The sequence below is a fragment of the Kitasatospora sp. NPDC089913 genome (assembly GCF_044748625.1).
In the GTDB taxonomy this organism is placed as follows: domain Bacteria; phylum Actinomycetota; class Actinomycetes; order Streptomycetales; family Streptomycetaceae; genus Kitasatospora.
The window spans coordinates 130,037-148,813 of sequence record NZ_JBIVGI010000024.1 but is presented as its reverse complement, the minus strand read 5'-3'; the positions used below and the strand labels follow the sequence as shown (position 1 = coordinate 148,813).

At 73.5% G+C, this 18,777-nt stretch carries 18 protein-coding genes and 1 riboswitch; of the genes, 11 read left to right on the top strand and 7 right to left on the bottom strand.

All coding sequences use genetic code 11. The features are described 5' to 3' along the window. Positions 1 to 227: 227 nt before the first annotated feature. A complete protein-coding gene (locus ACIPYS_RS30135) occupies positions 228 to 1,115 on the bottom strand; it encodes a 2-hydroxy-3-oxopropionate reductase (RefSeq protein WP_400751945.1) in 888 nt (295 codons plus the stop codon). A gap of 83 nt (positions 1,116 to 1,198) precedes the next feature. Further along, a complete protein-coding gene (locus tag ACIPYS_RS30130) occupies positions 1,199 to 2,050 on the bottom strand; it encodes a TIM barrel protein (protein WP_400751942.1) in 852 nt (283 codons plus the stop codon). 231 nt (positions 2,051 to 2,281) lie between these two features. On the opposite strand from ACIPYS_RS30130, the gene ACIPYS_RS30125 reads away from it, so the two are divergent. From ACIPYS_RS30125 to ACIPYS_RS30095, 7 genes are all read left to right on the top strand, one after another. Continuing rightward, positions 2,282 to 2,557: a thiamine-binding protein gene (locus ACIPYS_RS30125; RefSeq protein ID WP_400751967.1), complete on the top strand. Its 276-nt coding sequence runs from the start codon at positions 2,282 to 2,284 to the stop codon at positions 2,555 to 2,557. Continuing rightward, on the top strand, positions 2,554 to 2,934 hold the full coding sequence (locus ACIPYS_RS30120) for a helix-turn-helix domain-containing protein (protein WP_093859580.1): 381 nt from the start codon (positions 2,554 to 2,556) through the stop codon (positions 2,932 to 2,934). The genes ACIPYS_RS30125 and ACIPYS_RS30120 overlap by 4 nt, the downstream gene beginning before the upstream one ends. A 201-nt stretch (positions 2,935 to 3,135) precedes the next feature. Further along, on the top strand, positions 3,136 to 3,639 hold the full coding sequence (gene uraD, locus ACIPYS_RS30115; protein WP_093859581.1) for a 2-oxo-4-hydroxy-4-carboxy-5-ureidoimidazoline decarboxylase: 504 nt from the start codon (positions 3,136 to 3,138) through the stop codon (positions 3,637 to 3,639). 97 nt (positions 3,640 to 3,736) lie between these two features. Then, complete coding sequence (gene uraH, locus ACIPYS_RS30110) at positions 3,737 to 4,072, top strand: hydroxyisourate hydrolase (RefSeq protein ID WP_093859582.1); 336 nt, start codon at positions 3,737 to 3,739, stop codon at positions 4,070 to 4,072. A 28-nt stretch (positions 4,073 to 4,100) separates the two neighbouring features. Then, entirely contained in the window at positions 4,101 to 5,021 is a 921-nt protein-coding gene (gene pucL, locus ACIPYS_RS30105; RefSeq protein ID WP_400751936.1) for a factor-independent urate hydroxylase, read from the top strand. A gap of 214 nt (positions 5,022 to 5,235) precedes the next feature. Next, on the top strand, positions 5,236 to 6,705 hold the full coding sequence (locus ACIPYS_RS30100; RefSeq protein WP_093859584.1) for a nucleobase:cation symporter-2 family protein: 1,470 nt from the start codon (positions 5,236 to 5,238) through the stop codon (positions 6,703 to 6,705). Positions 6,706 to 6,760: 55 nt separating this feature from the next. Then, positions 6,761 to 8,146 carry an 8-oxoguanine deaminase gene (locus ACIPYS_RS30095; protein ID WP_400751933.1) on the top strand — a complete coding sequence of 462 codons (1,386 nt, stop codon included), beginning with the start codon at positions 6,761 to 6,763 and terminating at the stop codon, positions 8,144 to 8,146. Between the two features lie 258 nt (positions 8,147 to 8,404). On the opposite strand, the gene ACIPYS_RS30090 is transcribed toward ACIPYS_RS30095, so the two are convergent. Then, positions 8,405 to 9,688, bottom strand: coding sequence for an MFS transporter (locus ACIPYS_RS30090; protein WP_400751930.1), 1,284 nt, complete (start codon positions 9,686 to 9,688; stop codon positions 8,405 to 8,407). Positions 9,689 to 9,743: 55 nt separating this feature from the next. Here ACIPYS_RS30090 and ACIPYS_RS30085 point away from each other — a divergent pair, with 55 nt between their 5' ends. Next, positions 9,744 to 10,760, top strand: coding sequence for an ArsR/SmtB family transcription factor (locus ACIPYS_RS30085; RefSeq protein WP_400751927.1), 1,017 nt, complete (start codon positions 9,744 to 9,746; stop codon positions 10,758 to 10,760). A gap of 257 nt (positions 10,761 to 11,017) precedes the next feature. Here ACIPYS_RS30085 and aceB read toward each other — a convergent pair whose 3' ends face one another. After that, the gene (gene aceB / locus ACIPYS_RS30080; protein ID WP_093859588.1) at positions 11,018 to 12,667 is read right to left on the bottom strand and encodes a malate synthase A; all 1,650 of its coding nucleotides are present in this window, start codon (positions 12,665 to 12,667) and stop codon (positions 11,018 to 11,020) included. A 266-nt stretch (positions 12,668 to 12,933) separates the two neighbouring features. On the opposite strand from aceB, the gene ACIPYS_RS30075 reads away from it, so the two are divergent. Together ACIPYS_RS30075 and ACIPYS_RS30070 are read left to right on the top strand one after the other, a co-directional pair. Then, positions 12,934 to 13,674, top strand: coding sequence for an IclR family transcriptional regulator (locus tag ACIPYS_RS30075; RefSeq protein ID WP_030392023.1), 741 nt, complete (start codon positions 12,934 to 12,936; stop codon positions 13,672 to 13,674). Between the two features lie 189 nt (positions 13,675 to 13,863). Beyond that, complete coding sequence (locus ACIPYS_RS30070; RefSeq protein WP_400751923.1) at positions 13,864 to 14,484, top strand: hypothetical protein; 621 nt, start codon at positions 13,864 to 13,866, stop codon at positions 14,482 to 14,484. A gap of 27 nt (positions 14,485 to 14,511) precedes the next feature. On the opposite strand, the gene ACIPYS_RS30065 is transcribed toward ACIPYS_RS30070, so the two are convergent. Further along, positions 14,512 to 15,801 (bottom strand): family 16 glycosylhydrolase, encoded by a 1,290-nt coding sequence (locus ACIPYS_RS30065; RefSeq protein WP_400751916.1) that lies wholly within the window; start codon positions 15,799 to 15,801, stop codon positions 14,512 to 14,514. Between the two features lie 3 nt (positions 15,802 to 15,804). Further along, positions 15,805 to 15,973: riboswitch (cyclic di-AMP (ydaO/yuaA leader) on the bottom strand. Between the two features lie 304 nt (positions 15,974 to 16,277). Between ACIPYS_RS30065 and ACIPYS_RS30060 the strand changes: the two genes are divergently transcribed. Continuing rightward, positions 16,278 to 16,607, top strand: a complete 330-nt coding sequence (locus ACIPYS_RS30060) for a phenolic acid decarboxylase (protein ID WP_093859591.1) — start codon at positions 16,278 to 16,280, stop codon at positions 16,605 to 16,607. 64 nt (positions 16,608 to 16,671) lie between these two features. Here the strand turns inward: ACIPYS_RS30060 and ACIPYS_RS30055 are convergent, their stop codons facing one another. Next, positions 16,672 to 17,820 (bottom strand): esterase family protein, encoded by a 1,149-nt coding sequence (locus ACIPYS_RS30055; protein ID WP_093859592.1) that lies wholly within the window; start codon positions 17,818 to 17,820, stop codon positions 16,672 to 16,674. 252 nt (positions 17,821 to 18,072) lie between these two features. Further along, positions 18,073 to 18,693 (bottom strand): TetR family transcriptional regulator, encoded by a 621-nt coding sequence (locus ACIPYS_RS30050; protein WP_353653548.1) that lies wholly within the window; start codon positions 18,691 to 18,693, stop codon positions 18,073 to 18,075. Between the last annotated feature and the right edge of the window lie 84 nt (positions 18,694 to 18,777).

Genomic DNA, 18,777 nt, shown 5'->3' with positions numbered 1-18,777 from the left:
GGGGGGGGGGCCCCCCCCGGCGGGGCCGCGGGGGGGGGGGGCGCCCCCCCCCCCCCCCCCCCGCGGGGGGGGGGGGGGGGGCCCGGCGCCGCCGGCGCCCGGCGGCCCCCCCCCCGCCGGTCGGCCTCCCGGTGGCGCGGGCACGACCGGACAGGTACACGCCACCGGGAGGAGCTTCGGGGGCCGGCCGGGTGTTTCCACCCCGCCGGCCGGCGAGGCCGGAGGTGCTACTTCACCTCGCGGCCGGAGAGCCGCTCGACGCCGCGCAGCAGCGCCGAGTGGTCGAGGGAGCCGTCGCCGTTGGCGCGGGCGGAGGCGACCAGCTGGGCGACGACCGCGCCGACCGGCAGCGCCGCACCGACGGCCCGGGCGGCGTCGGTGACGATGCCCATGTCCTTGTGGTGCAGGTCGATCCGGAAACCGGGGGCGAACTCGCGGTCCAGCATGTTGGCCTTCTTGCGGTTCAGCACCGTCGAGCCGGCCAGGCCGCCGCCGAGCACGTCCAGCGCGGCCGCGAGGTCCACACCCGCGTTCTCCAGGAAGACCACGGCCTCGGCCAGCACCTGGATGTTGACCGCGACGATCAGCTGGTTGGCGGCCTTGACGGTCTGGCCGGCGCCGGCCGGGCCGACGTGGACCACGGTGGTGCCGAGCGCGGCGAACAGCGGCTCGGCCTCGGCGAAATCCTCGGCGGCGCCACCGACCATGATCGACAGCACGGCCTCGACCGCGCCCGCCTCACCGCCGGACACCGGGGCGTCCAGGGCCCGGACGCCCTTCTCCTTCGCGGCGGTCTCGACCTTGATCGAGGTCTGCGGGGTGATGCTCGACATGTCGATGAGGAGGGTGCCCGGGCGGGCGTTCTCCAGGACACCGCCCTCGCCCAGCACGACCTGCTCGACGTGCGGGTCGGCCGGGACCATGGTGATCACGACCTCGGCGTCCTTCACCGCGTCGGCGATGCTGGTGGCGCCGTGGCCGCCGGCCGAGACCAGGGCGTCGATCTGCGGCTGGGTGAGGTTGTAGCCGGTGACGTGGTGGCCGGCCCGGACCAGGTTGGCCGCCATCGGGCTGCCCATGATGCCGAGGCCGATGAAGGCGATCTTGCGGCTCATCGCGTCGTTCCTTCTGTTGCGTGCGTGCGGGGTGCGCCCGCGGGGTGCGGGTGCGCGGAGAGGAGCAGGGGGGAGGGAGAGGATCAGAGCGCCGCCGCGCGGTGCTCCCGCGCGAGCCACTCGAAACTGTCGGCGCTGACGCCGGTGGACGGCCGGTACTCCAGGCCGATCCGGCCGGTGTAGCCGGCGGCGGTGAGGCGGGCGAAGAGGTCCTCGAAGTCGAGCCCGCCGGTGCCCGGCTCGTTGCGGGCGGGGGTGTCGGCGATCTGCACGTGGCCGATCCGGTCGGCGTAGGTGTCGATGACCGCGGCGAGGTCCTCGCCGTTGCGGGCCAGGTGGTAGAGGTCGCAGAGGAACTTCGCGTTGCCCAGGCCGGTGGCGGCGTTGACCTTGTCCACCACCTCGACCGCGGCGGCCGCGGAGACCAGCGGGTAGTCCGGGGACTCCGGCCGGTTCAGCGCCTCGACCAGCAGGATCGCGCCGATCCCGTGGGCGGCCCGGGCGGCGAGCACGAGGTTCTCCAGCGCCAGCGCGTCCTGCTCCGCCGGGTCGACGCCCTCGACGCGGTTGCCGTAGAGGGCGTTCAGCGCCGGAGTGCCGAGCGAGGCGGCGAGCGCGGCGGCGACCGGGACGTTGGCCCGGAAGCGGTCGCGCTCCGAGGGCAGCGAGACGGTGCCCCGGGCGCCCCGGGTCAGGTCGTCGAGGAAGTTGAGACCGGTGAGGCGGACGCCGGCGTCGGTGAAGGCCTTGCGCAGCGCGTCGAGTTCGGCCTCGGACGGGTCGTGCTCCTCGCCGAACGGCCACCACAGCTCGGCGGCGGTGAAGCCGGCGGCGGCGGCCGCGGCCGGGCGCTCCAGCAGCGGGAGCTCGCCGAACAGGATCGACAGGTTGACCGTGAAGCTGTGCCGGGCGGCGGCGCTCGGTTCGGCGGCCACGTCCATCACCTCGTAATCTCTCTTCCGACATCCGCAACTTCCACGATCCGGAAGAGGGATTCTGTCTGGTGGAAGCATGTCCGGGGCATCGAGTGACTGTCAAGGCATCTGCAACAAATTGTTGAAGTGCCGGGCCCGCAGGCCGGCCCTCCCGGACCGGCCTCCCGGACCGGCCCTCCGCGACCGGCCCACCGCCGCCCGCCCGCTCGCTAGAGTGAGCGGGTGCGATTGATGGTGGAGTTCACGACAGAACCGTTCGAACTGGACACGTTCCCGCCGCACGCCGTGGCGGCCCGCAAGGTCGTCGACGAGGCGGGCCTCGACGTCGCGGTGGGCCCGTTCGGCACCGGCGCCGAGGGCGAGGCGGACCAGGTCCTGGCCGCCGTGTCCAAGCTGCTCCGGGAGAGCCTGGACGCCGGCGCGACCCGGATCTCGGTCCAGGTCAGCGTCCTCGCCGAGGGCGTGGCCCGGGACGGGAGCGCGGTCGGGGAGGGCGGTACGCCGTGACCGAGCAGACCGAACACCCGCTCGCCGCGGCGATCAAGCCGCTGCTGGACGCGGTCGGCGCGACGCCCGTCCCGCTGGACGAGGCGAAGGCCGAGGACGTCGTCCTGGAGTGGGAGGGCGAACGGGCGCTGGCCGTCCGGCTGCCGCACCTCAGCAGCGCGCTGGACCGCCTGCTGGGCGAGATGACCCGCCAGTTCGACGGCCGCCCGCTGACCGAGCTGGACCGCTGGGAGAAGCAGCGCGTGGTCGCACTGCTGGAGGAGCGCGGCGCCTTCACCGTCCGGCACGGCGTCGAGACGGTCGCCACGGCGCTCGGCGTCAGCCGGTTCACCGTGTACAACTACCTCAACCGCCAGGACGGCGCGAAGCCGAACTGACCCCTCCCGCAGGGGCGCGCCCCGCCGGCCCGGCCAGTCTCGCCCGGGCCCCGGCGGGGCGCACTTGTCTCATCACACACGAAACACCCCGCGACCAGGGCCGTCGCGAAACGTAACCACCAACCGTTCAACAAAGTGTTGACGGCCCGATCCCGCGGATCTAGCTTGTGCGGGTGGCACCACTCTCCAGGAGGTCCACCCGTGACCAACCACCCCCACGCCCTTGACGCCCTGGCGGCGACCGACACCGCCGAGCTCAAGGAGATCCTGCTGGACGTCTGCACCAGCCCCGGCTGGGCCGACGCCGTCGCGGCGGCCCGTCCGTGGAAGGACCGCCGGTCCCTGCTCGAGGCCAACGCCGCGGCGATGGCCGGGCTCTCCGTCTCCGACCTGCACGACGCCATGGCCGGCCACGCCCGGATCGGCGCGCCCAAGCCGGGCGACGCCACCTCCGAGCGCGAGCAGGCCGGCGTCCACGGGGCCGACGAGGCCCTGCTCGACGAACTGCGCCGGGCCAACGCCGCCTACGAGGCCAAGTTCGGCCATGTGTTCCTGATCTGCGCGACCGGCCGCACCGCGGCCACCATGCTCGACGCCCTGCGCGAGCGCCAGCCCAACGACCCCGCCACCGAGGCGGAGATCGTCCGGGGCGAACTGCGCAGGATCAACGACATCCGGATCAACCGGCTGCTCGACGACAACTGACGGTCGTTCGGACTCCTCCGGCACCGCCTCAGGTATCACTGACGCAGCACCTCAGCGTCCCCGCACCACCTCTGCCATCAGTAAGGTCACCTCACCCATGACTGGCATCTCCACCCACGTGCTCGACACCAGCCTCGGCCGCCCGGCCGAGGGCGTCCCGGTCGAGCTCGCACTGCACACCGAGGGTGGCTGGCAGGTGCTCGGCACCTCCGCCACGGACTCCGACGGCCGGGCCAAGGACCTGCCGGCCGTGGAGGCGGGCTCGGTCGTCCGGCTGCTCTTCGACACCGCCGCGTACTTCGGCCGGAAGTCCGAGGAACCGCCGTTCTTCCCCGAGGTCACGATCGTCTTCACGGTCGCGCCCGCGCAGCACCACTACCACGTGCCGTTGCTGCTGAACCCGTTCGGATACTCGGTCTACCGCGGAAGCTAGACCGATCGATTGATTTGGGAGCCATGTCATGGCCCACGTGCTCGGTCAGAACCAGTACGGCAAGGCGGAGAACCGGATCGTCCGCGTGTACCGCGACTCGACCCGCCACGAGATCAAGGACCTGAACGTCTCGGTCGCCCTCTCCGGCGAGTTCGACGACGTCCACCTCACCGGGTCGAACGCCAACTGCCTGCCCACCGACACCACCAAGAACACCGTCTTCGCCTTCGCCAAGGAGTACGGGATCGACTCCGCCGAGGCCTTCGGCATCCAGCTGGCCCGGCACTTCGTCGACGACACCGAGCGCGGCGTCGTGCACAAGGCCAGGATCCGGATCGAGGAGTACTCCTGGGACCGGATCCGCACGCCCGACAGCAGCGCCCGCTTCATCGGCTCCGAGGAGGTCGGGCACTCGTTCGTCCGCACCGGCCAGGAGGTCCGCACCAGCGAGATCGTCTACGACGGGGACTCCGTCCAGGTGATCTCCGGACTGAAGGACCTGGTCGTGCTGAACTCCACCAACTCGGAGTTCTGGGGCTACATCAAGGACAAGTACACCACCCTCCAGGAGGCGTACGACCGGATCCTCGCCACCCAGGTCACCGCCCGCTGGAAGTACGGCTTCACCGGCCGTGACGACGAGGCCCAGCCCAACTGGAACCGCAGCTACACCCACATCAAGCGGCACCTGCTCGAGGCCTTCGCCGAGACCTACTCCTACTCGCTGCAGCAGACCCTGCACGGCATGGGCACCCGGGTCCTCAACAACCGGGCCGAGGTCGACGAGGTCCGGCTCGAACTCCCCAACAAGCACCACTTCCTGGTCGACCTGGAGCCGTTCGGGCTCAAGAACGAGAACGAGGTCTACTACGCCGCCGACCGGATGTACGGCCTCATCGAGGGCACCGTGCACCGCGAGGGCGTCGTACCGGTGATCCCGGTCGCCTGAGCCCGGCCGCCGGACTCCCGCCGGCACCCGGCAGCACCTTCCGCACCACCTGCTTCTCCACCCCCACCCATCGGAGACCGTGCCCACCCTCACGGCGGCCGGCCCGGGGAGCTGGAGAACCCGCCCGAGGGACTTCTGCACCGCCGTCCCCGCCCTCGGGAACACCTCCAGCGTCACGGGCGCGCCGAGAGCCGAGGCACAAGAGGGGCTCGACATGGCACCCAGCAACACCGGCAGCACCGACGGCGGTACCACCCCTGCGAGAACACCCGGCCCGGACGGCGCACCGGCACGCCCCGCCGGCACGCCGTCCGGACCGGAGGTCCACCCCGTGGACCAGCTCCTGCCCCCGGTGAGGCTCCTCACCAGCGGGCTCCAGCACGTCGCCGCGATGTACGCGGGAGTCGTCGCTCCCCCGCTCATCGTCGGCGCCGGCGTGGGCCTGAGCCCCGCCGAACTCGCCCTCCTGATATCGGCCAGCCTGTTCACCGCCGGACTGGCCACCCTGCTCCAGACCATCGGCGTCTGGCGGATCGGTGCCCGGCTGCCGTTCGTCAACGGCGTCTCGTTCGCCGGCGTCGCCCCCATGATCGCCATCGCGAAGGAGCACGGGCCGAAGGACGCCCTCCCGGTGATCTTCGGCGCGGTGATCGTCGCGGGGATCCTGTGCTTCCTCGCGGCACCGTACTTCTGCAAGCTGATCAGGTTCTTCCCCCCGGTCGTCCAGGGCACCGTGATCACCCTCATCGGGGTGTCCCTGCTCCCGGTGGCCGTCAACTGGGCCCGCGGCGGTTCGCCGGACGCCCCCGGTTACGGCTCCACCAAGGCCATCGGGCTGGCCGCGCTCACCCTCGGCGCGGTGGTCCTCGGCAACCGGCTGCTGCGCGGCTTCTGGCAGCAGCTCTCCCTGCTCGTCGGCCTGGCGGTCGGCACCCTGCTCGCCTTCCCGCTCGGGCTGGCCGACTTCGGCGCCGTCCACGAGGCCCGGATCTTCGCCCTGCCCTCGCCCTTCCACTTCGGCGCGCCGGTCTTCGACGCCGCCGCGATCGCCTCGCTCTGCATCGTCATGGTGGTCTCCATGACCGAGTCCACCGCCGACATGCTCGCCCTGGGACGGATCGTCGACCGCGAGGCCGACGAGAAGACCCTCGCCGCCGGACTGCGGGCCGACGGGCTCGCCACCGCCGTCAGCCCGGTCTTCAACGGCTTCGCCGCCAGCGCCTTCGCCCAGAACATCGGGCTGGTGGCGCTGACCGGGATCCGCAGTCGCTTCGTGGTCGCCACCGGCGGCGGACTGCTCGTCCTGCTCGGGCTCTTCCCGGTGCTCGGCGCCCTGGTCTCGCTCGTCCCGCAGCCCGTCCTGGGCGGCGCCGGGATCGTGCTCTTCGGCACGGTCGCCGCCAGCGGCATCCGCACCCTCGCGGAGGCCGGCCTGGACTCGGGCGCCAACACCGTCCTGGTGTCGGTCTCGCTCGGGGTCGGCATCGTCCCGATCGCCGCACCGACCTTCTACGACGCCTTCCCGGAGGCCGCCCGCACCCTGCTCCACTCCGGCATCTCGGCCGGCTGCGTCGCGGCCGTCCTGCTCAACCTGCTGTTCCACCACCTCGGCGCCACCCGCCGCGCCGCCACCGAGGGGTCGCCCGACCCGTCGGTGCCGACGGCGACGCCGTCACCCTCCTGACCCACCGGGCGGGCATGCGCCCCGTGCCCGCCCGGCCCTCCCCCTTGGAGTCACCATGGCAGTCCAGCCCCCGCCCACCGATCAGCGGATCGTCATCGAGAACGCCGCGATCGCCACCGTCGACGCCCACGACACCGAGTACGCCCGCGGCCACGTGGTCGTCCTCGGCAACCGGATCGAGTCGGTCGGCAACGGCCCCGCCCCGGCCTGGCTGGACAACGTGGTACGCCGGATCAACGCCGAGGGCCACCTCGTCACCCCCGGCCTGGTCAACACCCACCACCACTTCTACCAGTGGATCACCCGCGGCCTCGCCCAGGACAACATCCTCTTCGACTGGCTGGTCGCCCTCTACCCGACCTGGGCCCGGATCGACGACCGGCTCGTGCACGCCGCCGCCCAGGGCTCCGCCGCCGCGCTGCTCAAGTCCGGCTGCACCACCGCCGCCGACCACCACTACGTGTTCCCCAAGGACGGCGGCGACATCCTCGGCGCCGAGATCGAGGCCGTCCAGGAGCTGGGCCTGCGCTTCACCGCCCTGCGCGGCTCGATGGACCGCAGCAAGAAGGACGGCGGCCTGCCCCCGGACCACGCCGTCGAGGAGCTGGACGCGATCCTCGCCGCCTCCGAGGAGGCCGTCGACCGCTACCACGACGCCTCCGCCGACTCGATGCTGCAGATCGCGCTCGCGCCCTGCTCGCCGTTCTCGGTCTCCACCCGGCTGCTGCGCGAGTCCGCCGAACTCGCCCGCCGCAAGGGCGTCCGGCTGCACACCCACGGCTCCGAGACGGCCGAGGAGGAGGCCTTCTGCAAGGAGCTGTTCGGGATGGGCCCGACCGACTACTTCGAGTCGGTCGGCTGGCTCGGCGAGGACGTCTGGATGGCGCACTGCGTCCACATGAACGACTCCGACATCGCCAAGTTCGCCGAGACCGGGACCGGCGTCGCGCACTGCCCCTCCTCCAACGCCCGGCTGGCCGCCGGGATCGCGCGGGTCCCCGACATGCTGGCGGCCGGCGTCCCGGTCGGCCTCGGCGTCGACGGCACCGCCTCCAACGAGTCCGGCGAACTCGGCACCGAGCTGCGCAACGCCCTGCTGATCAACCGGCTGCACGGCACCCCCACCGCGCTGACCGCCCGGCAGGCGCTGCGGCTGGGCACCATGGGCGGCGCCCGGGTGCTCGGCCGGCAGAACGAGATCGGCTCGATCGAGGCCGGCAAGCTCGCCGACCTCGCGCTGTGGAAGGTCGACGGCGTCATGCACTCCTCGATCGCCGACCCGGTCGCCGCGCTCGCCCTCGGCGCGCTGCCGCCGCTCGCCCTGCTGCTCGTCAACGGCAACGCCGTCGTCGAGAAGGGGCAGCTCACCACGGTGAACGAGGACCGGATCGCGCAGGCCTGCGCCCGGGCCGCCAAGGAGCTTGCCGCCCGCCCTGTCTGACGGTCCGTCATTTCGAGCGCCCCACACCGCTCCCCCGAACTCCGGGCCGCCCCAGGGACGGTGCGTCACCCGGACTCCGCCGGCCGGCCCCGGACCCTCCCGGTCCGACCCGCCCGGCCGGCGGACCGCGGCCCCGGACCCACGGCGAGGGTCCGGGGCCGCGGCGTGCCGCCGCACCGGAGCCGGCTCCCACCCCCGTGGGGCGCCCGCAACGGTGCGCGACGGACCCGCCCGGCACCCGAGGGGCCGGGCCCGGGCTCAGCCGACGCGGACGGCCGGGCCGGGTGCGCCGCCCGGAACCGCACCCCGCACGGCCGCCGTCAGCGCCGGTCCGGCGAGCGCGAACACCCCCGCCAGCACCATCCAGCCCACCGCCCCGTGGTCCACCGCCGTCAGCGTGACCACCAGCGGCCCGATCACGTGCGCGGCCGCCTGCCCGCTCATGAACACCCCCTGGTACTCGCCGTGCGCCCGCGGGTCCGCCAGGTCCAGACTGAGCGTCCAGCCGCCCGCCGAGGTCAGCAGTTCGCCCAGGCTGTGCACCAGCGCCCCCACCAGCAGCGCCCCGGCCGCCGCCCAGGCCGGGCCGTACTGGGCCGCCGCGTAGACCAGGCACCCGCCCGCCAGCAGCAGCGCCCCGCGCGCACAGACCCGCGCCGCCGACGCCGCATCGGTCGCACCCCGGCTCGCCCGCACCTGGAAGGCCACCACCAGCAGGCAGTTGACCACGTTGACCGCCGCCACCGTCGCCGCCGGAGCCGCGGTGCCGAGCACGATCCACAGCGGCAGCCCCACGGTCAGCACGGCGAGCTGCAGCTCCAGCACCGCGTGCAGCGCCGTGACCAGCAGGTACCGGCGGTCGCGCAGCGCCGTCCGGGGCCCGCCCGGGTCGCCGGCGGCCCCGGCGGCCCCGGCCCCGGGGCCCGGGGCCGGCACCGGCAGGCCCGCCAGCAGCACCGTCGCACCCAGGAAGCTCACCGCGTCCAGCACCAGCACCGTCACGTACCCGGCACAGCTGTCGGCCTGCAGCGCGAGCGCCGCACCGCCGGAGCCGACCACCAGGCCCGCGTTCATCACCGACCGCAGCAGCGCCCGCGCCCGCACCTGTCCCTCGGCCGGCAACGCCCGGGCGATCAGCGCGCTTCGCACCGCCGCCGCCCCGCGCGACAGCGCCGTCGCGGCGCAGGCCAGCACCACGAACGCGGCGAAGGAGTGCACGAAGGCGTAGCCGAGCACGGCCGCCGCCTCCAGCGGACCGACCACCAGCAGCAGCCGCTTGCTCCCGACCCGGTCCGCGAGCCGGCCCATCGGCACCCCCGCGAACACCCCGCACACGCCGGCGACGGTGAGGCCGAGCGCCACCGAGGTGGGAGTCAGGCCGATGGAGCGGGTGAAGAACAGCACGCTCACCGTGACGAACAGCCCGTCCCCGACGGAGTTCACCAGCCCCATCAGGACGAGTCGGCGCAGCAGCGGGTCGGCGGGCAGGAGGCGTCGGCCGGAGGCGCGCCGGCGCGCCCCCGTGCTGGGGGAGGAGGTCATGGACCAAGGACAGCGGGGTTCCCGGACGGGCGGAATTCTTTTACCGTTGCGGTCAATGTTCGAGTTCCGTCTCGGGGTCGACGACCTCGCCGCCACCTGGTTCGCCTACTCCCCCTTGCAGGAGACGGTGCTGGGCCTGCGCGCCCGCCGCTGGCCGTGGTACTACCCGGAGCAGCAGCCGTGGATCGCCGGCCGGCAGGACCGCTGGGAGACGCTGGACACCGCGCTTCTGGACGCGCTGATCACGCCGAACGCCTTCGTGCCGGACTTCCTGACGCCCCGTCCCGCGGTGCCCCGGCCGGACTTCCACGACGAACTCGCGGAGCTGGCCGGGACACCGCCGGAGGAGGTCAGGACGGACGTGCTGGCCGCCTGGTCCGGTGACGGGAGTCCGCTGCCGCCGGTGCTGACCGCGCTGATCGACCGCCCGGCGGCGCTGCGGGACCGGGTGGCGGAGGCGCTGTCGGCGTACTGGACGCGCTGTCTGGCCCCCGCGTGGTGGCCGCGGGCGCGGGAGGTCCTGGAGGCGGACCTCGCCCACCGGGGCCGGATGCTCTCGGAACGCGGTGCGGAGGGGCTGTTCGCGGACCTCGACACCCGGATCTCCTGGCGGGCCGGGGTGCTGCGGCTGAACGACTCCAATCCGGCGGTCCAGGCGCTGGGCACCTCGGTGGACGTGGCCGGGCGGGGCCTGGTGCTGATCCCGACGCTGGCCGGGATCGGTGCGCAGACCGACATCACCCAGGACGGACCGCCCCTGATCGCCTACCCCGCGCGCGGCCGGGCGACCATGGCGGAGGGCCTGGCCGGAAGGACCGGGCCGGCCGGGGCGGCCGCGCCGGCCGCGCTGGTCGGTCTGGTCGGGGCGGCCCGGGCACGGCTGCTGGTCCTCCTGGCGTCGCCCGCCAGCACCACCGATCTCGCCCACCGGCTGGGGGTGACGCCCGGCGCGGTCAGCCGCCATCTGGGGGCGCTGACCGCGGCCGGTCTGCTGGACCGCACCCGGCACGGCCGCCGGGTGCTCTACCGGCGCAGCGCCCTCGGTGACGCGCTGACCTTCCGCGGCGGCTGACGGGCGGCACGGCGCCGGACCGCCGGAGCGAGTGCCGCCGCACCGAGCAGTGCCGCACCGGGTACCGCCGCACCGAGCAGTGCCGCACCGGGTCCGCCGGTCCCGGTGTCACCGGACGGAACGGCGCACCCGGCGGACCGAGTGCGCCGCACCGGAGGGGACCGCCGGCGTGCCCGGCCGGTAGCATGGGCCTCGGCCGGGCAGGGGCGTTGGCGTCCGGCCCCTCGGCCCGGGCAGGGGCGGTGCGGTCAGGACCCTCAGCCGAGCAGGGGCAGCGCGGGCAGGGTCAGGAAGTCCGCGAACTCCTCGGCCAGCGCGACCTGTTCGAAGAGCTGGGCGGCCTCGCGCCAGCGCCCGGCGGCATAGACCTCGTCGCCGACCTCGGCCCGCAGCGCGGTCAGTTCCTCGGCGACCAGCCGGCGGACCAGGTCGGCGGTGGCCTTCTCCCCGGTGTCGGCGAGCACGACGTCGTTGTGGATCCACTGCCAGATCTGCGAGCGGGAGATCTCGGCGGTGGCGGCGTCCTCCATCATGTTGAAGATGGCGACCGCGCCGAGGCCGCGCAGCCAGGCCTCGATGTAGCGGATGCCGACCTGGACGGCGTTGTGCAGCCCGTTCCGGGTGCAGCTGCCGCCGGCGCCCGCGATGTCGAGCAGCTGGTCGGCGGTGACGGGCTCGGCCGGACCGGGGTCGTCCTTCTGGTGCGGGCGCTCGCCGAGCACGGCGTCGAAGGAGGCGCGGGCGACCGGGACGAGGTCCGGGTGCGCGACCCAGGAGCCGTCGAAGCCGCTGCCGGCCTCGCGGTCCTTGTCGGCCTTGACCTTCTCCAGCGCGGCCGCGTTGACCTCGGGGTCCCGGCGGCTGGGGATGAACGCGGCCATGCCGCCGATCGCGTGCGCGCCGCGCCGGTGGCAGGTCCGCACCAGCAGCCGGGTGTAGGCGGCCATGAACGGCGAGGCCATGGTGACGGTGTTGCGGTCGGGCAGGACGTAGTGCTCGCCGGCGTCGCGGAAGTTCTTGACGATGGAGAACAGGTAGTCCCAGCGGCCGGCGTTGAGGCCGGCGGCGTGGTCCCGCAGCTCGTAGAGGATCTCGTCCATCTCGAAGGCGGCGGTGATGGTCTCGATCAGCACGGTGGCGCGGACCGTGCCGTGCGGGATGCCCAACTCGGCCTGGGCGTGGGTGAACACGTCGTTCCAGAGCCGGGCTTCCAGGTGGCTCTCGGTCTTCGGCAGGTAGAAGTACGGCCCGGAGTTCGGGTCGTCCGCGCCGCGGGCGAGCAGCCGGGCGGCGTTGTGGAAGAAGTAGAGACCGAAGTCGAGGAACGCCCCGGCCACCGGCTCGCCGTCGACCAGCAGGTGGTTCTCGTCGAGGTGCCAGCCGCGGGGGCGGACCACCACGGTCGCGAGTTCGGCGGCCGGGCGGAGCGTGTAGGCCTTGCCGGCGGAGCTGCTGAAGTCGATCCGGCCCTCGAAGGCGTCGATCAGGTTGATCTGACCGCTCACCACGTTCTCCCAGGTCGGGGAGGTGGCGTCCTCGAAGTCGGCGAGCCAGACCTTCGCGCCGGAGTTGAGCGCGTTGATCACCATCTTGCGGTCGGTGGGGCCGGTGATCTCGACCCGGCGGTCCTGGAGCGCCTTCGGCGCCTCGGCGACCCGCCAGTCGGCGGCGCGGACCCCGGCCGTGTCGGGCAGGAAGTCCAGGGTGCCGGTGCGGGCGATCGCGGCACGGCGCTCCCGGCGGCGGGCGAGCAACTCGCGGCGCCGGCCCTCGAAGGAGCGGTGCAGGCCGACGACGAAGGCGACCGCCTCCGGAGTGAGCACCTCCTCGGCCCGGTGGACGCGCGGACCCGCGACCGTGACGACCGGAGCGGTGGGGGAAGCTCCGGGTCCCTGATCTGCAGCCATGAGCAGGACACTCCTAAGTGGAGGGCTTGATTCTGTAAGGTGGAGACTAGTTTCCGCGATACAGAATTTCAACGGTTTGTTGAGATGATCGCTGGGACTGTACTCCTCCTCCGACCGCGAAGGGAACGCCGGTGGCCCCTACCTCCGAGAGCAGTGAGAGCACCGAAGACACCGAAGGCGGCGAGAGCACCGCGAGCGGCGGGGGCGGCGGGGGCGGCGCCCCGAAAGCGGCCGCCCCGACGGGACAGGAGCGCACCGGCGGCGGAGTGCAGTCCGTCGAACGGGCCTTCCAGCTGCTGGAGGCGCTCGCCGACTCCGGTGGCGTGGCGACGCTCAGCGAGCTCTCCACCTCCTCCGGGCTGCCGATGCCGACCATCCATCGCCTGGTTCGTACCCTCGTGCAGCAGGGCTATGTCCGCCAGGACACCGCGCGCCGCTACACCCTCGGCCCGCGGCTGATCCGGCTCGGCGAGACCGCCGGACGGCTGCTCGGCAGCTGGGCCCGCCCCTACCTGGCCGAACTCATGGAGGCCACCGGCGAGACCGCCAACCTGGCGGTCCTGGAGGGCGGCGAGGTGGTCTACGTCGGGCAGGTGCAGTCGCGGCGCTCGATGCGGATGTTCACCGAGGTCGGCCGCCGGGTGCAGCCGCACTGCACCGGCGTCGGCAAGGCGCTGTTGGCGCAGCTGCCCGACGAGGAGGCGCGCGCCGTCCTCGGCCCCAACCCGCTGCCCGCGCACACCCCGCACACCGTCACCGACCCGCAGGAGCTGATGGCGCAGCTCGCCGAGGCGCGCGAGCGCGGCTACGTGGTCGACGACCAGGAGCAGGAGATCGGCGTGCGCTGCATCGCCCTGGCCGTCCCCGGCGCGCCGACCCCGACGGCGCTGTCCGTCTCCGGCCCGGAGGCCCGGATCAGGGCGCTGGAGGAGCAGGCCGGCGCGGCGTCGCTGGTGCCGGTGATGCACGGGATCGCGGCCCGGCTGGGCCAGGTGCTGGCTCCCTGACGAGCCCGGTGCCGACTCCCCGACGGTCCGTCGGCACGGCGACACGCCCGGACGTTCACCCGTTCGAGGGCCCCTTCGAGCCGTCCGGGAGCGGGTCGTCCGGCCCCGGCGGACCGGTCGGCGACGCTGGTCCGGACGCGGCCCGCGACGGCGCGGGCCGGCCGGACACGAAGGGCAGGGTGAGCGGCGATGACCCGCAGCGGTTCCGTTCGAAGGCTTCTCGGCAGGTCGTTGGCGACGGGGTGCACGGTGGCGGTGCTGGCCGCCGGACAGGCCGGGGCGGTCTGTCCGCCGGACGACAAGGCGCCCGCGCCCGGGGCGAGCGCCCCGGCGCCGGGGGCCGGTGACCCCGGCGCCGCGGAGCCGGGCGCCAACGCCGACCCGGCCGCGGCCAGGCACTCGGACTCCGACCTCTACGTCGTCCGGATCGACCCGGACCCGGCCGCGCCCGGCGGCACCACCACCCTGCACGCCTTCGTCGGCAACCTCGGCCCGGACCGGACCGCCTCGCCGTTCACCGTGGTGGTCACCCTGCCCGAGGGGGTCACGGCCGAGGGGCCGTTCTTCCCGGAGAACTGCTCCGAGTTCCAGAACGGCCACCGGGTGCGCTGCACCTTCCCGGCCGGACTGCCGAAGTTCCGCAGCGCGACGGCGCTGATCCCGCTCCGGCTGAAGCCCGACGTCCCGCTCGGCACGCTGAAGGGCGGCTACGTCGCGGTGCGCGGCGACGACGACCGGAACGAGGCGAACAACCGGCAGCCGTTCGAGATCGAGGTCGTCGAGACCACCGCTCCGAGGCCGATCGCCTGACCGTCGGCCCCGGAGCGGTGGCCGTTGTTACCGGTACACCCGGACGTAGTCCGCCGCGAAGGTGATCGGCGTGGTGCCCGAGGGCGCGGGGTGGTAGTTCCCCGCGCTCAGGGACAGGTTGAGGATCGGGTACGCCGTCCAGCCGGCGCCGACGCCCTTGCCGTCGGAGAACACCTTGGTGCCGTTGACGTACCAGTCGACCGAGGCGGCGCCGTAGTGGGTGCCGATGGTGACCCAGCCGTCCTTGGCGATCGCCTTGGCGTCGGTGTAGTACAGGTGGCCCGGGTTGATGTGGTTGGTCAGCTCCAGCAGGTTCGGGTTGTCGCTGTGGTACTCGAAGGAGTCGATCTCCCCGTGGGTGCCGCTGGTGCTGTTCCACGTCCACAGCGCCGGCCAGGCGCCGGTGCCGGCCGGGAGCTTGACCCGGGTCTCGATGTAGTCCCCGGTCTTCACCTTGAAGCCCTCGCTGGAGTACTCCGTGGTGAGCAGCCCGGTGTCCCAGGCCTGCTTGCCGTTCTCCAGCGTGTGGCTGCCCGGCCTGGCGGTGAAGGTGGCGACGCCGCCGGAGACGGCGACGTTGTTCTTGTTCAGCCAGTCGAGCTTGTTGTCGTTCGGGTTGTGGTCGCCGTAGTGGTAGGAGCTGCTCCGGTCGGCGGTCCAGCGGGAGCCGAGGGCGAGGCTGTCGAAGTCGTCGGACCAGGTCAGCTTCTTGCCCGCGACCGGGGCGCCCGTGCCGGGGGTGGTGGGCGTCGGGGTCGGGGTCGGGGTCGGCGTCGGGGTGGGGGTCGGGGTGGGGGTCGGCGTCGGGGTGGCGGCCGAGACGACGAGCTGGCGGGAGGGCAGGTTGTGCCAGGCACCGGTGCTGTCCTGCCAGAAGCCGAACTGGGTGTAGGTGCCGGCCGCCAGCGTCCGGGTACCGGTGGTGATCGACAGACCGGCGGGGCAGACCTGGACGTTGCTCCGGTTGCCGGGGAAGTCGAGGTTGCGCCCGGCCGCGTCGCGCACGCCGACGCCGACGGTCTTCGCGGTGAAGCAGGACGAGGAGTGCAGCGTGAGCGAGGCGGCCGTCGCCTTGCCGGCGACCATCGTGGCCGGGGCCAGCTTGTCCTGGGTGACGGTCGGCAGGGCGGCGGCCTGGGCGCCGGTCACGGCGGGGAGGCCGAGCAGTCCGGCACCGGTGACGGCGAGCGCCCCGGTGGCGGCGAGGGCCGCGGTGCGGCCCCGGCGGGAGGGACGGGCGTGGCGGGCGGCCGGACGTCGGGCGAGGAGGCCCGGGTTCCGGGCAGGCCGAGGGGGCTGCGGGGAGGCAGTGGGCATGGCAGTGGTCCTCTGCGACGCCTACGAGGTGAGCTGTCGGGTTCGGGCGCTGAGGTTGCCCGGCCGTCCGGAGAGCGGCTTCACCCCTAGCCTCGACGCACACGCACGATCCGCGCGCGGCCGGGCACTGACCTGGGTCCCCCGCTCCCGTCCGCTGTGGTGCTCGACTGCCGGCCGGCGGGTGGACGGGACTCGGCGTCCCGACGGCGGGGCTCCGCTGCGGCGGAAGCTCCTGCAGGCTAGGCAGGCCGTCCGCGCACGGACAACATTCCGGGGGTGGTTGTCGCGCAGCTCACACCGCAGCGCCGGGCCCCCGGACGGTGGTTCCGGGTGGCCGTGGTGGCGGGTCCGACGGGGAAAGTGCGCCACGGAGGCGGGGTGGTCGGATAGGTTGGAGATCCATCCGCGTCCGGAACCGTCCGGGGCGCAGCGAGCACCACGACAGCACGTCCAGAGACGAGGAGACCCGCCCCACCATGACCGCGTCCCTGCCCGCCTTCGCCGGCCGTACCTTCCTGTTCCGGGTCGACAACGGCGCGGCCTTCCGCAACGCCTACTCGGCCGACGGCAAGCGGCTGCGCTGGGAGGGCCTCGGCGAATCGGCGGGCCAGTGGGAGGACGTCTCCCTGCACGTCGCCGAGGTCGGCCCGCAGGTCTACTTCGTCAGCTGGACCGAGGTGAGCGGCATCACCGTGAGCCACGTGATGGATCTGGCCCGGATGACGGTCCGCGCGTTCTGGACGTACGAGGGCGAGGGCGGCCGGGTCGGCGAGCTGCACACCGGCACCCTGGAGCAGGTGGTCTGAGCGCCTGCGCCCGCGCGGACACCCGGCCGTGCCGGTCGGGCCGACGGCCCCGCCGCCGCGCCGGTCAGGCCGACGGGCTCGCGGCCGGGACGGTCAGGCGCTGGGAGATCCACTCCAGTGAGGACGGGAGCAGCTTGCTCCAGGTCTCGAAGTTGTGGCCGCCGGTCTCCAGCATGCTGTAGGAGACCTTCATCGGGCTGCGGGTGGCGGCCACGAACGCCTCGGTCTCGCGCCGGTAGTTGCCGTCGCCCTCCCGGGTGCCGGCCAGCAGCACGGAGATCGCGGGCTGCGGCAGGTTCTTGAGACGCCACATCAGGTCGGCCTCGTTGCGGCGCTGTTCGCTGCCGTTGTAGAGGTCGCCGGTGCTCGGGTCGTCGGCCGCCTGGTAGTAGCCGGAGAGCGAGACGGCGGTCGGGTAGACGTCGGGGTGGCGCATCGCCAGCTTGAGCGCGCAGTAGCCGCCGGTGGAGTTGCCCATGAACGCCCAGGCCCTCGGATCGGCGGAGACCCGGTAGGTGGCCTGGATCGCCGAGGGCACGTCCTTGGCGAAGTAGGCGTCGGTCTGCGCGCCGTTGGGGACGTCCTCGCACTCGGTGTCCTGCGGCAGCGCGGGCGAGGGGCGCACCAGCACCAGCACGGTCGGCTGCATCCGCCCCTCCTGCAGCAGCTTCAGCGCCGCGCCCGGGTAGTTGAGGCGGGTGACGAGGTTCTTGGCGATGCCGGGGAAGCCGGTGCTGACCACCAGGACCGGGAACTGCTTCTGCTCGTACTCGGGCTGGAAGTACTGCGGCGGCAGGTAGACGTAGCCCTCGGTGGAGAGCCGGGTGGTGGCGCCGTCGATGCGGACCTCGCGGATCTCGCCGGACTTGTCGCGGTCGCGGCCGAGCGCCCCGCCGCCCTGCACCTCGGCGTGGCCGATGGTCTCGACGCGCAGCCGGCCGGAGGCGTCCACCTTGTTGTGGATGACGACCGGCCCGCTGTCCCCGGTGCCCAGCAGGTCGTCCCAGCTGCTGTAGAACGCGAAGTAGTTGTTGGCGACCAGGCCGAGCGCGGCGAGCACCGCCAGCTGGGTGGCGAGCAGGGCGCCGATCCGGCCGAGCACGGCCTTCCAGCTCTTCTTCGACAGTCTCGGCCACAGCCAGACCGTCCCGACCATCGCCGCGACGGCGACCAGAACGGTCAGTGCCAGCACCTTGTGGCTCGTCAGACCCATGTCGTGTTCGCTCCCACGCCTCGTACTCCCCCGCCCCCGGGGGAAGGACACCCGGGAGGGCCGCCCCGGTTCCCCCGTCCGCAGCGGGGCACCGTCGCCGAGGCGCGGCCACCCAGCCTAGCCGCTCGGCAGCCGCCGCCACCCCCGCCGACCAGCGGTGACGCCATCGGCCTTGAGGAGGAGAAGCAGGCCGCGGGGGTGTGCTTCCGGCCCCTGCCGCGACCGCCGCGACGGGGGGTGACGGAGGCCACCTCAGTTGACGCGGGTCCACAGGTCGAGGCCCGCGGTGAGTTCGCGCATGCAGCGGGCACCGAGCTCGCGCGGCGAACCGGGGCCGGTGGCCGGGGCGCCGGAGCGCGCCCACTGCTCCAGTGCGACCCGGATCGCGGCGGTGGCGGCGGCTGCGGCGAGCCGGATCTCCAGCACGTCGGTACCGGGCGGGCAGCGGTCGGCGATCGCGGCCCGCAGCCGCTCCTCGGAGTCGGCGTGCACCCGCTGCCAGACCGTGGCCAGCCGGGGGTCGCGCAGCAGGTCGCGGGTCCAGCGCAGCGCCTCGACGGCGGGCGCGTCGGACGGGCTCAGGGACTCCGCCGCCGAACGCTCCAGCGCCTCGCGGACCGGCAGGTCGGAGGCGCTCTCCGTGAACAGCCGCACCCAGCGTTCGCCGCCGGCCGCGAGCAGCGGGGCGACGGCGTCCTCCTTCTCCGAGAAGTAGCGGTAGAAGGTGCGCAGCGAGATGCCGGAGGCGGTGGCGATCTCCTCGGCGGTGGTCGCCTCGGCCCCGCGGGCGGCGAACAGCTCGGCCGCGGCCTGGGCGATCTCCAGCCGGGTGCTCTCGCGGCGGCGCTGGTTCAGGGTCGGACGTCCGGTCACGGGCACAGCGTACGCGGACGAAGGGATCGGTGACATCCCACGTCGATTCGGCATGTCGAGACTTTTTGGCACGACATGCCATTT